This is a genomic window from Streptomyces seoulensis, from assembly GCF_004328625.1.
Taxonomy (GTDB): domain Bacteria; phylum Actinomycetota; class Actinomycetes; order Streptomycetales; family Streptomycetaceae; genus Streptomyces; species Streptomyces seoulensis.
The window spans coordinates 2,279,927-2,294,513 of sequence record NZ_CP032229.1; the positions used below are offsets into that span (position 1 = coordinate 2,279,927).

General features: G+C 70.9%; 16 protein-coding genes. 4 read left to right on the top strand and 12 right to left on the bottom strand.

The window, feature by feature from the left end; genetic code table 11:
- Positions 1 to 15: 15 nt before the first annotated feature.
- The gene (locus D0Z67_RS10670; protein ID WP_031182601.1) at positions 16 to 768 is read right to left on the bottom strand and encodes an MBL fold metallo-hydrolase; all 753 of its coding nucleotides are present in this window, start codon (positions 766 to 768) and stop codon (positions 16 to 18) included.
- 216 nt (positions 769 to 984) lie between these two features.
- Here D0Z67_RS10670 and D0Z67_RS10675 point away from each other — a divergent pair, with 216 nt between their 5' ends.
- Entirely contained in the window at positions 985 to 1,392 is a 408-nt protein-coding gene (locus D0Z67_RS10675; protein ID WP_031182602.1) for a hypothetical protein, read from the top strand.
- A gap of 158 nt (positions 1,393 to 1,550) precedes the next feature.
- Here the strand turns inward: D0Z67_RS10675 and D0Z67_RS10680 are convergent, their stop codons facing one another.
- From D0Z67_RS10680 to clpS, 7 genes are all read right to left on the bottom strand, one after another.
- The gene (locus D0Z67_RS10680) at positions 1,551 to 1,943 is read right to left on the bottom strand and encodes a hypothetical protein (protein WP_131589637.1); all 393 of its coding nucleotides are present in this window, start codon (positions 1,941 to 1,943) and stop codon (positions 1,551 to 1,553) included.
- A gap of 95 nt (positions 1,944 to 2,038) precedes the next feature.
- Positions 2,039 to 2,989, bottom strand: a complete 951-nt coding sequence (locus tag D0Z67_RS10685; protein ID WP_031182604.1) for a PLP-dependent cysteine synthase family protein — start codon at positions 2,987 to 2,989, stop codon at positions 2,039 to 2,041.
- Between the two features lie 4 nt (positions 2,990 to 2,993).
- Positions 2,994 to 3,272, bottom strand: a complete 279-nt coding sequence (locus D0Z67_RS10690; RefSeq protein ID WP_031182605.1) for a MoaD/ThiS family protein — start codon at positions 3,270 to 3,272, stop codon at positions 2,994 to 2,996.
- 162 nt (positions 3,273 to 3,434) lie between these two features.
- Positions 3,435 to 3,857, bottom strand: a complete 423-nt coding sequence (locus D0Z67_RS10695; RefSeq protein ID WP_031182606.1) for a M67 family metallopeptidase — start codon at positions 3,855 to 3,857, stop codon at positions 3,435 to 3,437.
- A gap of 143 nt (positions 3,858 to 4,000) precedes the next feature.
- The gene (locus D0Z67_RS10700; protein WP_031182607.1) at positions 4,001 to 5,419 is read right to left on the bottom strand and encodes an amino acid permease; all 1,419 of its coding nucleotides are present in this window, start codon (positions 5,417 to 5,419) and stop codon (positions 4,001 to 4,003) included.
- A 347-nt stretch (positions 5,420 to 5,766) separates the two neighbouring features.
- Positions 5,767 to 6,375, bottom strand: a complete 609-nt coding sequence (locus tag D0Z67_RS10705; protein ID WP_031182608.1) for a DUF2017 domain-containing protein — start codon at positions 6,373 to 6,375, stop codon at positions 5,767 to 5,769.
- Positions 6,376 to 6,385: 10 nt separating this feature from the next.
- Positions 6,386 to 6,703 (bottom strand): ATP-dependent Clp protease adapter ClpS, encoded by a 318-nt coding sequence (gene clpS, locus D0Z67_RS10710; RefSeq protein WP_031182609.1) that lies wholly within the window; start codon positions 6,701 to 6,703, stop codon positions 6,386 to 6,388.
- Between the two features lie 57 nt (positions 6,704 to 6,760).
- Between clpS and D0Z67_RS10715 the strand changes: the two genes are divergently transcribed.
- A complete protein-coding gene (locus D0Z67_RS10715; RefSeq protein ID WP_031182610.1) occupies positions 6,761 to 8,107 on the top strand; it encodes a nicotinate phosphoribosyltransferase in 1,347 nt (448 codons plus the stop codon).
- A gap of 59 nt (positions 8,108 to 8,166) precedes the next feature.
- Positions 8,167 to 8,760, top strand: coding sequence for an isochorismatase family protein (locus tag D0Z67_RS10720; RefSeq protein ID WP_031182611.1), 594 nt, complete (start codon positions 8,167 to 8,169; stop codon positions 8,758 to 8,760).
- 43 nt (positions 8,761 to 8,803) lie between these two features.
- Here the strand turns inward: D0Z67_RS10720 and D0Z67_RS30135 are convergent, their stop codons facing one another.
- Positions 8,804 to 9,109, bottom strand: coding sequence for a hypothetical protein (locus tag D0Z67_RS30135; RefSeq protein ID WP_031182612.1), 306 nt, complete (start codon positions 9,107 to 9,109; stop codon positions 8,804 to 8,806).
- A gap of 121 nt (positions 9,110 to 9,230) precedes the next feature.
- On the bottom strand, positions 9,231 to 11,588 hold the full coding sequence (locus D0Z67_RS10730) for an immune inhibitor A domain-containing protein (protein WP_031182613.1): 2,358 nt from the start codon (positions 11,586 to 11,588) through the stop codon (positions 9,231 to 9,233).
- Positions 11,589 to 11,961: 373 nt separating this feature from the next.
- Between D0Z67_RS10730 and D0Z67_RS10735 the strand changes: the two genes are divergently transcribed.
- Positions 11,962 to 12,255: a hypothetical protein gene (locus tag D0Z67_RS10735; RefSeq protein WP_031182614.1), complete on the top strand. Its 294-nt coding sequence runs from the start codon at positions 11,962 to 11,964 to the stop codon at positions 12,253 to 12,255.
- Positions 12,256 to 12,345: 90 nt separating this feature from the next.
- On the opposite strand, the gene D0Z67_RS10740 is transcribed toward D0Z67_RS10735, so the two are convergent.
- Complete coding sequence (locus D0Z67_RS10740; protein ID WP_031182615.1) at positions 12,346 to 13,095, bottom strand: RDD family protein; 750 nt, start codon at positions 13,093 to 13,095, stop codon at positions 12,346 to 12,348.
- A 61-nt stretch (positions 13,096 to 13,156) separates the two neighbouring features.
- The gene (locus tag D0Z67_RS10745) at positions 13,157 to 14,434 is read right to left on the bottom strand and encodes an RDD family protein (RefSeq protein ID WP_031182616.1); all 1,278 of its coding nucleotides are present in this window, start codon (positions 14,432 to 14,434) and stop codon (positions 13,157 to 13,159) included.
- Positions 14,435 to 14,587 lie beyond the last annotated feature (153 nt).

Consider the following 14,587-nt stretch of genomic DNA (forward strand, 5'->3'; position numbering starts at 1 on the left):
GCGCGTAGGCCGGGGCTACAGCTCGTACGTCGTGCCGGGCGCCGCCAGCTCCACCGGCCCGGCGAAGGTCTCGCGGGCGTGGGCCAGGTTGACCTCGGGGTCGGTCCACGGCGGGATGTGGGTGAGGACCAGCATGCGGGCGCCCGCGCGGGTGGCGGTCTCCCCGGCCTCGCGCCCGTTGAGGTGCAGGTCGGGGATGTTCTCCTTGCCGTGCGTGAAGGCGGCCTCGCACAGGAACAGGTCGGTGTCCCGCGCCAGCTCGTCCAGCGCCTCGCTGACCCCGGTGTCCCCCGAGTACGTCAGGGACCGGCCCCCGTGCTCGATCCGGATCGCGTACGCCTCCACCGGGTGCCGCACCCGCTCGGTGTGCACGGTGAAGGGGCCGATCTCGAAGGTGGACGGCTTGACCGTGTGGAAGTCGAAGACCTCGCTCATGGAGGACGCGGACGGGGTGTCGGCGTACGCCGTGGTCAGCCGGTGCTCGGTGCCCTCGGGGCCGTGGACCGGGATCGGCTCGCAGCGGCCGCCCTCGTACCGGTAGTAGCGCGCCACGAAGTACGCGCACATGTCGATGCAGTGATCGGCGTGCAGATGGCTGAGGAAGATCGCGTCGAGGTCGTACAGACCGATGTGGCGCTGCAACTCGCCCAGGGCGCCGTTGCCCATGTCGAGAAGCAGCCGGAAGCCGTCGGCCTCGACGAGGTAGCTCGAACAGGCCGATTCCGCGGACGGGAACGACCCCGAGCAGCCGACGACGGTGAGCTTCATGGAGCGGAAACCTCCGTTGGCAGAAGCGGGTCGGAGAGCAGCAGGGCAGGGTTGTGCGGTTCGTCGAGCGTAAGGCGCGAGAGGACGGGTCGCTCCTTCGCCAGGGGCCGTTGTGGGCGAACTCACCTGTGCTGTCACCGGTTCGGCTGGACCGGGGGCGCATGGGGATCAGCCGAGGGCGCGCGGCGGGCGGCGCGCGCCGGTAACGTCCCGCTCATGGACACGACGTGGTGGCTCGCGCTGGTGGCGGTGCTCCTGCTGGCCCTGGTCGCCACGCTGGTGGACGGCTGGGGACGGGGGCACCGACAGCGCCGGGCCCGCCGACGGCCGCCCTCCACAGAAGAGTTGACGGGCCGTCCGCGCGCCGGTGACATCTGGTGGGCCGAGCCGCTGCCGTGCCTGGTGCTGGCGGTACGGGACGGGCATGCCACGGTCGCCCGGATCACCGGCCGCCCGGAGGAGGAGCGGCCGGACCTGATCCCGCTGCCGGGCGGTGTCCTCGGCGAGGGGGCCCGCTTCCTGGACGCCGGGGAGCTGCACGAGGTACCCGTGGAGGAGCTGCGGCACCGGGTGGGCGAGGTCGACCCGGTCCTGTGGGACCGGGTGCGCCACCTCGCCGGTTAGGGTCTTTCGTTTGGATCAGGCCGGATCAGGGAGCGAGGTCCGGTGCCGTGGATCGCAAGGCGGAGGAGGGAGTCATGGCGGAGCCATGGCGAGTGACGACAACGCGGCGAGGCGCGGTGCCGGGGCACGCGAGCCCGGCCTGATCCAAACGAGAGGCCCTAGCGGACCTGGACCGTCACCTTCCAGTGCTCGGCGGCGCGGGCCGAGGTCAGTTCGACGGTGCCGGGCTTGTCGGCGCGGTACGCGGCGTTCGCGTCGCCCGGCTGGAGGACGAACCCGGAGTTGACCGCGGTCAGCGCGCCGCCCTTCGCCTCGACCGGCTTCCAGGGGCGGGCCTTGTCGCCGTCGAGGGCGAGCCGCAGCTCACCGCCCTTGGCCAGGCAGAGGTCGCGGCCGGAGTCGGCGGCGGTCAGCTTCAGCGCGCTCACGCACTTCTCGCGGGACGGCTTCGGTGACACGCTCCGCCCCGCGTCCCTCCCTTCCGTCCCGCAGCCCGCGAGCAGCAGGGCCGCCGCGAGCGCGGCGAGGGCGAGCGGTGTCGTACGGCGCATGGGGTCCGCCTCTCCGTCCGGGGCCGGCCGGGACACCGGCACCACTTGGTACCGGTGTGACGCACGACTGCCCCGAACGGCTCCCTCAAGGGGAGCTAGGCCCAGAGCTGGCCCTGAAGGGTCTCGACGGCCTCTTCGGTGGTGGCCGCCGTGTAGACCCCGGTGGAGAGGTACTTCCAGCCGCCGTCGGCGACCACGAAGACGATGTCGGCGCTCTCCCCCGCCTTCACCGCCTTGCGGCCCACCCCGAGCGCCGCGTGCAGCACCGCGCCGGTGGAGACGCCCGCGAAGATGCCCTCCTGCTGGAGGAGTTCACGGGTACGGGCCACCGCGTCCGCCGAGCCGACGGAGAACCGGGTGGTGAGCACCGAGGCGTCGTACAGCTCGGGCACGAAGCCCTCGTCGAGGTTGCGCAGTCCGTACACCAGGTCGTCGTAGCGCGGCTCGGCGGCGACGATCTTCACGTCCGGCTTCTGCTCGCGCAGGTAGCGGCCGACGCCCATCAGGGTGCCGGTGGTGCCGAGGCCGGCCACGAAGTGGGTGACGGAGGGCAGGTCGGCCAGGATCTCGGGGCCGGTGCCGGAGTAGTGGGCGCCCGCGTTGTCGGGGTTCCCGTACTGGTAGAGCATCACCCAGTCCGGGTGCTCGGCCGCCAGCTCCTTGGCGACCCGGACGGCGGTGTTGGAGCCGCCCGCCGCCGGGGACGGGATGATCTCCGCGCCCCACATGCCCAGCAGGTCGCGGCGCTCACGGGAGGTGTTCTCCGGCATCACGCACACCATGCGGTAGCCCTTGAGCTTGGCCGCCATGGCGAGCGAGATCCCGGTGTTGCCCGAGGTGGGCTCCAGGATGGTGCAGCCGGGGGTGAGCCGGCCGTCCTTCTCCGCCTGCTCGATCATGTGCAGCGCGGGCCGGTCCTTGACGGAGCCGGTCGGATTGCGGTCCTCCAGCTTGGCCCAGATCCGGACGTCGGGGGACGGCGACAGCCGCGGCAGGCGCACCAGAGGGGTGTTGCCCACCGCGGCCAGCGGGGAGTCGTACCGCATGCGATCAGGCCATGCCGCCGGCCACGGCCGGCAGGATGGTCACGGTGTCGCCGTCCGACAGCTTGGTGTCGATGCCGTCGACGAAGCGGACGTCCTCGTCGTTCAGGTACACGTTGACGAAGCGGCGCAGCTGGCCGCCGTCCACCACGCGGCCCTGGATGCCCGCGTGCCGGGTCTCGAGGTCGGCGAACAGGTCGGCGAGGGTCTCCCCGGTGCCTTCGACCGCCTTCTGGCCGTCGGTGTACTGGCGGAGGATGGTCGGGATGCGGACCTCGATGGCCATGGTTGCGGGCTCCTGTTCGAAGGTGTTCGTCGGGGCTGCGGCTCGGTACGTCAGCAGAAGGCGCGCACCACAGTCAGAACCATGGGCTCATCGTATCGATTCCCGGTCCACCGACCGGAATCCTGTCCCGGATGGCGGACGGTTCGCGACCGGGGAGTGGGATCAGTACGCCTCGACGACCTCGACCTCCTCCTCGGTGACCGCTCCGTCCAGGATGCGGAACGAACGGAACTGGAAGTCGCCGAGGCCGTCGGCGTCCGCCGTGGAGACCAGGACGTAGTGCGCGCCGGGCTCGTTGGCGTAGCCGATGTCGGTGCGGGAGGGGTACGCCTCGGTCGCGGTGTGGGAGTGGTAGATGATCACCGGCTCCTCGTCGCGGTCGTCCATCTCCCGGTAGAGCTTCAGCAGGTCCTGGGAGTCGAACTCGTAGAACGTGGGCGAGCGGGCGGCGTTCAGCATCGGGATGAACCGCTCCGGGCGCCCGGTGCCCTCCGGCCCGGCCACCACACCGCACGCCTCGTCGGGGTGGTCCTCGCGGGCGTGGGCGACGATCCGGTCGTACAGGTCCTGGGTGAGGGTCAGCATGCGGGCCAGGATAGGGGGACGGGCCGTCCCGTACCGCAGTGCGGTACGGGACGACCCGCATGGCGGACGCCTTGAGCGGCGGCCGCCGGGGGTGCCACGAGTACTCCCGGCGGCCAGGCGTCCTGGATGGTCCCTCGGCGGGTCTAGCCCACCTTCTCCAGCGCCGGCTCGTCACGCTCGCCGCCCTGCGGCGTGCGGGACTTCATGACCTTCCAGCCGATGCCGAGCGCGACGGCCCAGACGGCCATCACGTACAGGCAGACGCGGGAGTCGGCATCGTACGCGATCAGGCCGGTCACGAAGACCAGGAAGGCGATGGCGATGTACGAGCAGACCGAGCCGCCCGGCGCGGGGAAGGACGAGGCGGGCAGCTTGCCCGCGGCGACCGCACGGCGGTAGAGCACGTGGCTGATCAGGATCATCAGCCAGGTCCAGATGCCGGCGGCGGTGGCGACGGAGGTGACGTAGCCGAACGCCTTCTCCGGGACCACGTAGTTCAGCACCACGCCGATGCCCATGAACAGCACCGAGACGGTGATGCCGAGCGCCGGGGTCTTGGTGGAGGACAGCTTGGCGAAGACGCGCGGGGCCTCGCCGTTGTCCGCCAGGGTGCGCAGCATGCGGCCCGTGGAGTACATGCCCGAGTTGCAGGAGGACAGGGCGGCTGTGAGGACGACGAAGTTCACGATGCCCGCGCCGGCCGGGATGCCGATCACCGCGAACGCCTTCACGAACGGGCTGACGCCCGGCGCGAACTCGGTCCACTTGACCACGCAGAGGATGACGGTGAGGGCACCGACGTAGAAGAGGGCGATGCGCCAGGGCAGGGTGTTGATCGCCTTGGGCAGCGTCTTCTCGGGGTCCTCGGACTCGCCGGCGGTGACGCCGACCAGCTCGACCGCGAGGTAGGCGAACATGACGCCCTGCAGGGTCATCAGCGAGGAGCCGACGCCCTTGGGGAAGAAGCCGTCGAACTGGTACAGGTTCGCCACCGAGGCGGTGTCACCGGCGGCGCTGAAGCCGAAGGTCAGCACGCCGAGGCCGATGACGATCATGCCGATCAGGGCCGTGACCTTGACCATCGAGAACCAGAACTCCAGCTCGCCGAAGAGCTTCACGGAGATCAGGTTGACGCCGAACAGGACCACCAGGAAGACCAGCGCCGTGACCCACCGCGGGACGGCCGGGAACCAGTAGTTGACGTAGATCGCGGCGGCCGTCAGCTCGGCCATGCCGGTCACGACCCACATCAGCCAGTACGTCCAGCCGGTGAAGTAACCGAAGAAGTCGCCGAGGAACTCGCGCGAGTACTCGGCGAACGAACCCGACACCGGGCGGTAGAGCAGCAGCTCGCCCAGGGCTCGCATGATGAAGAAGATGATCACGCCCGCGAGGGCGTACATGAGGATGAGGCTGGGACCGGCCTTGGCGATGTTCGCCCCGGCTCCCAGGAACAGACCGACTCCGACGGCGCCACCGATGGCGATCATCTGGACCTGCCGGCTGCCGAGCCCTCGCTCGTAACCCTCTTCAGGGGCTTCGGTGACCTTCTCAGAGGCCATGGTGGTGCGCCTTTCTCCATGCCGACCCGTGGCCTTCACTCGGCCTCGGATCGGGTCTCGATCCCCCCGGAACTGATGGAGTGAGCAGGTCAGGGACCCGCTCGTTGCCTGGCCGGCGATCGCCGGCTCGGTGGCGCACCCGGCGCGACATGGGTGGTGTCCGCCGGGCGATCGTGAAGATTTATCACGGCCGCAATATTGAGCAAAGAGGGGTCCGAGGGCGTCCTGTGGCGCACCGCACAGGAAGAATGGGACAAAGTGCGCCCTAATGCAGCAAAAGCGGCCGCACCGGTGACGCGATCGTTATCCGGAGTTGAGCGTCCTCTGAGCGAACGCGAAAGCGGCGCTCAGGGCATCAGCGTCGAGACGAGGGTCTCCTGAAGACCGCCGAGCCAGAGATAGGCCAGCACCATGGGCTTGCGCGGGTCCTGGTCCGGGAGGCGGTACAGCGGGTCCGTGTCCTCCTCGTCGGAGATCTCCAGCCGGGAGCCGATGGCCAGGCGCAGGTCGTTCAGCGCGGAGAGCCACTGCCGGGACTGCTCGGGCGACAGCTTGAGCACCGCCTCGCCGCCCTCCGCCGAGGACGCGATCTGGTCCAGGGTGCGGATGACGGCGAGCGCGTTCTTCCGCTTGCCGGCCCTCAGGTCGTTCTCGGTGTAGCGGCGGAACTCGGCGGAGTGCGCGCGCCGCTCCTCGGCCTCGGCCGGGTCACCCGGCTCCCGCTCGGGGTCGGTGTAGGCGTCCGGGAACAGCCGGCGCAGCACCGGATCGGCGGGCGGCTCGCTGGGGCCCTCGGCGAACAGCTGGGCGAGCGGGTCGTCGCCGGCGTCCTCGGCGGGGCCGGGTCCGATCAGCTCCAGGAGCTGGACGGCCAGCGAGCGGATGATGGAGATCTCGACGTCGTCGAGCGCGACGGTCGCGCCGCCGCCGGGGAGCGGTTCGAAGTGTCCGGGCATCTGTGTCGGTTTACTTCCGGTCCTGCTGGAGGGTGGCCCACAGTCCGTAGCCGTGCATCGCCTGCACGTCGCGCTCCATCTCCTCGCGGCTCCCGCTGGAGACGACCGCCCGGCCCTTGTGGTGGACGTCGAGCATGAGCTCGGTGGCCTTGTCCTTCGAGTAGCCGAAGTACGTCTGGAAGACGTAGGTCACATAGCTCATGAGGTTGACCGGATCATTGTGGACGATCGTGATCCAGGGGACGTCCGGCTCGGGTACGGCGAAGGTCTCCTCCGCCGATTCGGTGCGTTCGATCTCTACGGGCGCGGGTGACGTCACAACAGCCATGCTGCCACTCGGCCCAGAAATCGTCACACTGACGAAATGGGAGTACGCTTCGTCGTCATGAACACAGCGGACCTTGGGCTGCCGGTCGAAGTCCCGTCGACGGCGCTCTTCACGGACCAGTACGAGCTGACCATGCTGCAAGCCGCCCTGAAGGCCGGGACGGCCGAGCGGCGCAGCGTGTTCGAGGTCTTCACCCGCCGCCTGCCGCACGGCCGCCGCTACGGCGTGGTCGCGGGCACCGGCCGGGTGCTGGACGCGGTGACGAACTTCCGGTTCGACGCGCAGATGCTCGCCTTCCTGGGCGAGCGGGGGATCGTCGACGAGCCGACCCTGAAGTGGCTCGCGGACTACCGCTTTCAGGGCGACATCTGGGGCTACCCGGAGGGCGAGGTGTACTTCCCCGGCTCGCCGCTGCTGCGGGTCGAGGGCAGCTTCGCGGAGTGCGTGCTGCTGGAGACGGTGATCCTCTCCATCCTCAACCACGACTCGGCCATCGCGGCCGCCGCCTCCCGGATGTCCTCCGCCGCGGGCGGGCGGCCGCTGATCGAGATGGGCGCCCGGCGCACCCACGAGCTGGCCGCGGTGGCCGCCGCGCGCGCCGCCTACGTCGGCGGCTTCGCCACCACCTCCGACCTCGCGGCGGGCTTCAGGTACGGCATCCCGACCGTCGGCACCTCCGCGCACGCCTTCACCCTGCTGCATGACCAGGAGCGGGACGCCTTCCGCGCCCAGGTCGACGCGCTCGGCGCGGACACCACGCTGCTGGTGGACACCTACGACGTCGCGGAGGCCGTCCGTACGGCGGTGGAGGTGGCCGGTCCCGAGCTGGGCGCGGTGCGCATCGACTCCGGCGACCTGCTGCTGGTCGCGCACCGGGTGCGGCAGCAGCTCGACGACCTCGGCGCGACGGACACCCGGATCGTGGTCACCTCCGACCTGGACGAGTACGCCATCGCCTCGCTGGCGGCTGCGCCGGTGGACGCGTACGGGGTGGGCACCCAGCTGGTCACCGGGTCCGGGCATCCGACCTGCTCGATGGTGTACAAGCTGGTAGCCCGCGCCGAATCCGCCGACCCCTCCGCCGAGCTGGTGCCGGTGGCGAAGAAGTCCAGCGGCGGGAAGACCTCCATCGGGGGCCGCAAGTGGGCGGCACGGCGGCTGGACAAGTACGGGGTCGCGGAGGCCGAGGTCGTGGGCACCGGGCCGGTGCCGGACGAGCTGGCCGACCGGCAGCTGCTGGTCGAGCTGGTCAAGGGGGGCGACGTCGTGGCACGCGAGCCGCTGGACGCCGCCCGCGAGCGGCACATCGCGGCGCGGGGCAACCTCCCGCTCTCCGCGACCCAGCTCTCCCGGGGCGAGCCCGTTCTCCCGACGGAGTACCTGCACCTGCCCTCGGGTAGCTAGTGCGGGAGGCCGGAAGTCTCTAGGCTCGATTCCTTGGACCCCACTCGAAGGACACCACCATGCGCCGCGCCTTGATCGTCGTTGACGTGCAGAACGACTTCTGCGAGGGGGGCAGTCTCGCGGTGGCCGGCGGGGCGGACGTGGCCGCCGCGATCACCGAGCTGATCGGCCAGGCGGCCGGGTCCGGGTACCGGCACGTGGTGGCCACCCGCGATCACCACATCGCGCCGGGCGGCCACTTCGCGGACAACCCGGACTACGTCCACTCCTGGCCCGCGCACTGCGTCGCGGGCACGGAGGGGGTCGGCTTCCACCCCAACTTCGCCCCCGCCGTCGCCTCCGGCGCGGTCGACGCGGTCTTCGACAAGGGCGCCTACTCCGCCGCGTACAGCGGCTTCGAGGGCACGGACGAGAACGGGGTCTCTCTGGCCGACTGGCTCCGCGCCCGCGCCGTCGAAGAGGTCGACGTCGTCGGCATCGCCACGGACCACTGCGTACGGGCCACCGCCCTGGACGCTGCCTCCGAGGGCTTCCGCACGCACGTCCTGCTGGAGCTGACGGCGGGGGTGGCCCAGGAGACGACGGACAAGGCCCTGGAGGCATTGCGCGAGGCCGGTGTCCAGCTCACGGGCAAGCCGGTGGTGAACGCGTAATCCAGCCTGCGGCCACGACGCACCCGCACCCGCACCCGAAGGTCTACGGCTGAACCGCAGGGGACCGCAGCGCGCGGATCGGGCGCCACAGGCCCGTGCCCTCCGTCGGGGCCGTGCGCCATATGAGGCCGTCGGGGTGGTGGAGGACTGCTGTCACCTCGTCCGGGGTGGGTGGGGCTGTGTTGCCTCGCAAGAACACGGACCACAGGCCGAGATTCCTCAGCCGGGTCAGAGCCCTCGCACGATTGCCCGCGTGGACGAGTACCCGGACGCCGGCCGTGCCGTGGGGCAGGTTCAGGGCCACCACGACCGTTCCGTTCGGCAGCTTGCAGAAGCCTCCTGCGGCCATGCGGTCACATCCCCGTTCAGTCAGGTGTCAATAAGCGATCCACAGGACGCACCTAAACACGATCGGCGGCGACCCGCTAGGGGGTCACCGCCGATACGTCTCTGACCTGCGAAGATGTCGCTTACTTCGCCGCGGGCCCGACTTCCAGCTCGATCGTGGAGCCGTCGTCCGCCTGCTTCTTGATCTTGATCTTGGTGTTGGTGTCAGTGACCTTCACGCCACCGGTGGGGTTCGACGAATCCCAGTAGGTGTTCTTGCGGTCGTCGAAGACCGACACCCCGTTCTGCGCCTTGATCTTCGTCACCACGCCCGCCTTGTGCAGCGTGATGCCGTCCGTCGGGTCGAGCGAGAACGGCGAGTCGTACGCCTGCATACGGTTGCGCAGCAGCGTCCCGTCGGACCACTTCAGCGCCTTCGGGTGCGCGTCGACGGGAAGGATCAGACCGGTGCCCGGGTGCGCGTTCGCGTTGGTGTTGTTGTCCGCCTGGGAGGTGTCCCACTTCCAGATCAACAGGCCGTCCTGGTACGGGTAGTGCTCCACCCAGTCGGGCCGGTCGGTGCCGGTGTAGCCGAAGTTGTACGGGCCGACCTTCAGCGTCTTGTCGTACGACACGTACTGGCGGTTCTCCGCGAGGTAGTACTGCGCGTAGTCCTTGGTGAAGGAGGCGCCGATGCGGGAGAACCCGCTCGCGGCCCAAGCGGCGTCCGTCGTCTCGGCGTTGTCGGAGAACAGCGGGGTGCCGTCCGCGGTGACCGTGATCTCGTCGGCCGCGAAGCCCTTCAACGCCACGCCGCCGTCGGTCTGGTAGCGGAAGCGGAGCTGGATCTTCTGGCCGGCGTAGGCGTCCAGCGAGTACGACAGCTTCTTGTAGCCGTCGAGCGTGCCGGTCAGCGCGGGCTTGTCGGAGCCGTCGCGCGGGATCGGCTGACCGTCCACCGTGCCGTCCAGGGCGGTCCAGTTGGCGCCGTCCGTGGAGACCTCGGCGTAGAGGTAGTCGTAGCCCGCCTCGATGTCGTACCAGCCGTCCAGGCCCAGCGTGGCCTTGGACTTGCCGGTCAGGTCGACCGAACGGGTCAGCGTGTTCTTGAGGTCGTTACCACTGCCGCTCCACCACTGGGTGGCTCCCTGGGCCGGGGCGACGATCTCGGTCTTGACCGCCTTCTTCGGCAGCGTGACCAACAGGGCCTGGCGGTACTTGGTGTTGTACTCCGCGAGACCGAGCTTGTGCCAGGAGGAGACGCCCGCCTTGGCGGTGTCGTAGGTCAGCCAGCCGAGCTGGAGCTTGTCCCACGCGTTCATGTCGCCGGGCAGGTCGCCGATGGCTTCCTTGCCGGTGCCGAGCCAGGAACCGGAGGACATCAGGGTCCAGAAGCCGGTGGAGTTGTCGCCGCCGTCGGTGTCGTACTCGTCCGGCAGACCGAGGTCGTGGCCGTACTCGTGGGCGAAGACGCCGAGTCCGCCGTTCTCCGGCTGGATGGTGTAGTCGCCGACCCAGACGCCGGTGTCGCCGACCGGGGCGCCGCCGAGCTTGTTGCCTGCCGGGCCGGTCGCGCCCGCGTCGGTGCCGAACGCGTACCAGCGGTGCGCCCAGATGGCGTTGGTGCCCTCGGCGCCGCCGCCCGCGGACTCGTCCTCACCGGCGTGCACGATCTGGAAGTGGTCGACGTAGCCGTCCGGCTCGTTGAAGTCGCCGTCGCCGTCGTAGTCGTAGCGGTCCCACTGGTCGTACTGGGCCAGGTCGGCCTTGATGGCGGCGTCCGACTTGCCGGCCGCCTTCTGCCCGGCGACCCAGGACTTCAGACCGTCGCTGACCACGTTCCACACGCTGGTGCAGTTGGTCTGGCCGCAGGCGTTGTTGCCGTAACGGGCTTCGTTGTAGGGGACCTTGACCCAGTCCGAGACCTCGCCCTCGACCGAGTAGCGGCCCGAGGACTGCTTCTCGTAGTACTTCTTCAGCGACTCGGTCTTGGCACCGGTGCCGAAGTAGAGGTCCTGGTAGTGCTTCTGGTTGTAATCCGGCTGCCAGGCCGTGGAGTTGTCCTTCTTGCGGTCCGGCGCGGCGATCTTGTTGTGCAGCGGGCCGGGGGTGCCGCCGAACTTGGGGTCGGTCTGGTCCCCGAACTCCACCAGGATGGTGAAGATCTTGTCGGTCTTCTCCCGGCTCAGCTCGACGTACTTGCTGTCGCCCTTCTTGCCCTTGAGCTGGACGACCTTCGAGCCGTCGCGCTCCTTCGCCGTGGCCTTGCCGGCGATGAGCTGGTTCAGGGCCTCCTGGCGCTGAGCGTCCTGGGTCTTGCTCAGCGGGCCGTCGAGGTCGTGCTCCCGCTGTCCGGCCGGGGCCGGGTCGTGCCGGTTCTCGGCCGCCGGCCGGGCCATCGTGCCGGCCTCGGCCACGGCGAACGTGGCGAAGGTGGCCGACGACGCCGCCAGGGCCACGCCTATCGCCGCGGCTCTGAACATCCAGGGTCTGCTGGTCACTTGAGATCCTCCCCCGCGCCGCGCGCACGGCAGGAGGGTTCCGGACCTTGGAAGATTCCGTGCGCGCACGATCAACGCGTGTAGTCAAGTGCCGTAATTTGACTAGAGGTTCAGCAGAAAAGACAGACCTTGACTTGAACAGGACAAGTGCACTATGCGGAGTTGGCGTCCGCTTTACGAACACCTGCTACGGCAGAACGGGCGCGTGCATCCGCCCAGTTGAGGCGGACCATGACTCCGTGCGCCCCCTGTGCACCGCCCCCCGGGGTGAGGCGGGGCTTACCTGGCACAGGACTCGGGCATGCACGCGAAGAGAGCCGAAACGGCGCCCCCGCACCCCCCTCTGCCCCCGTCTTCCGAGGACACGATCGCCATGCCTCGTCCGACCGTCGCACAGCTCGTCTACGGTTCCTGCACCGTGGTCCTCTCCACCGTCGCCATGCTGGCCCTGTCCCAGACCAGTTCGGGCATCGGTGTCGCCGTCATCGCGCTGGCCGCGCTCGCGCTCGGGCTGCTGGTCGCCATGACGGTGCCGCTGCCCCGGCACCGCCCCACGCGGTCCGCCGCCGCCTCCGGGCCGGCGCCCGCCGAGCCCGCCCGGCTGTCCGAGCGCCGCCGCCCCGTCGGCGCCTCGGCGGAGTCGGTACGCGGCCGCGCGGCCTCCTGACGGCGGCCGCCTGACGGGACCACGCGCCGGAGCGGCGGGCCGGGGACTCCTCCCCCGCCCGCCGCTCCGGCGTGCCGCGCCCCGGCCCGCTCAGGTGGTGGCGACCACCACCGTCTTCGCCGCCTTGTCGTGCAGACCCTGCTTGTACGGGCGGTCGAAGTAGCTCCAGCCGCCGCAGATCGCGGTCCAGACACAGGCGCAGCAGAAGGCGAACGGCAGCCACAGCACCAGCGCCCGGATCAGCGAGGACTGCCGGGAGGGGGTGGCGCCGTCACGCAGGTTGGCCACCCGCATCTTGAACCAGCGCATGCCGAGCGTCTGTCCGGTGCGGGCGATCAGGATGGTGTCGTAGGCGACGTACAGCACGGCCGCGATGATCGACTGGCCGAGCGACTTGCCGACCTCCATCCGGTCGCCGTTCACGTCGTACTGGTGCACCCCGAAGGCCCAGGTCAGCAGCCATACCGCGATGCCGACGATGATCATGTCGATGATGCGGGCGACGGTGCGCTTGCCGCTGTCCGCGAGCGGGGGCATGCCGGCGAGGGGGTCGCCGGGGCGGCCGGGACCGCCTCCGTAGGGGCCGCCACCGCCGTAGGGGTCACCGCCGCCGTACGGACCGCCGCCGTAGGGCCCGCCCGACCCGTAGGGGTCACCCGAGCCGTAGGGGCCGCCGCCCTGGGGCGGGGGCTCGCCGCCGGGCGGCGGGGGCTGCTGGGCACCGTACGGGCGGTCGTACGGCGAGCCCGGCCCCTGCCCCGGGTCCGACGGGGGCCGCTTCCTCAGCGGGTCGTCGTCGGGGGGCTGCGGTCCGGAGCCGGGGGGCGGTTCACTGCTCATGGCACCGAGTCGACCGCGAACGCGGGGCCGCCGCACCCGGCGGGCGGCCGTACGGGGGACGCTATTCGGCCACGAAGGTGTGCGCCGCCTTGTCGTGCCAGCACTGGCGCCACGGCCGGTCGAACAGCCCCCACAGCAGGCCGATCACCCCGATCACCAGGACGCCGGACAGGCTGTGCACCAGCCAGCGGCGCAGCGCGGCCCCGAAGGACGGGGGCTGGTGCCCCTCGATGTCCCGCACCTGGATGCCGCACAGCCGCTTGCCCAGGGTGCGGCCCCAGCGGGCGGTCGGCAGCACCTCGTACACCACGCCGAAGACCAGCAGGACGCCGAGGACGAGGGCGAGCGAGACGCCGGTGGTGCCGTCGAGCAGCCAGACGGTGACGGTACGGCCGGACAGCCGGGCCGCCTCGATCTTGCTCTGCGTGTGGTCGACGGCGCGTACCCCCAGGGGGACGGCGGCTGCCGCCGTGACGGCGCCGATGAACACGGTGTCGATCAGGCGGGCGGCGAATCGCTTGCCGAGTCCGGCCGGGCGGGCCTCCGCCTGGCGCCGGGCCGCCGCGAGGAACGGGTCCTCCACCGGCGGCTTCCACGGCGCCACGGGCTGCTGCTGCTCCCCAGCCCCGGCCAGCTGATGCACCTGCTGCGCCCAGGACGCCTGGCCGCCGCCGGGTCCGGGGGCGAGGGGGCCTCCGGCCCGGGGCGGGAGTACGGGGTTCGCCGGGGCGCCCGCGTGCGGCGGCGGGCCGGGCCGGCGGGGGGCGTCCGCGCCCGGCAGTCCCTGCGACGGGACCGGCGGAGCCACGGCGGCCTGGGCGGGGCCCGAAGCCGCCCGCGCGGACCCGCCGGCCGCGAAGGGGCCTTGGCCCACGGGGCCTTGGGGCGTGGCGGGCCCGGACCCCGTGGGCCCGGTGGAGGCCGCTCTGGGCCACTCCTCGTCCCCGGGACCTCCCGCCGCTCCCTGAGCCTCGGCCGCGTCCTCCGCCCGCACCCGGCGGAAGGTCATCGTCCCGTCGTCCCGCTGACCTCCCGCGGCCGGACCCGGGGTCGGCCGCCGGAACAGGAAGGTGTCCGGAGGAGCCTCCCCCTGGGCCGCCGGGCCACCGGCGGAGCCGCCCTCCTCGAAGAAATGCGGACCCGTCTCCTCCACAGGGGGCGTGTCGGGGCCGGAGGTTGACGGGGCGGTGAGCGGTTCGCCGTCCGCGGGGGCGGGGCGGCTGGTGCCCGGCACCCAGGCGGTGCCGTTCCAGTAGCGGACGTAGCCGGGGATGGACGGGTCCGGGTAGTAGCCCTCACGGGGCCTGTCGTCACCGTGGGCCGGCGTAGGGGCGCTCATGTCCGTCGTCCCGTATCTGCTCGGGGGTGGAAGGGAGCCCCCACATCTATCAGACCCGGGGCGCCCCTCACCCCTCTCCGGCCGGAGCCGACCCCTTCCGGGCGATGCCGCGGTGGCGCGCGACGCCGGTTGGGAAAAAATTTCCGGGAACCC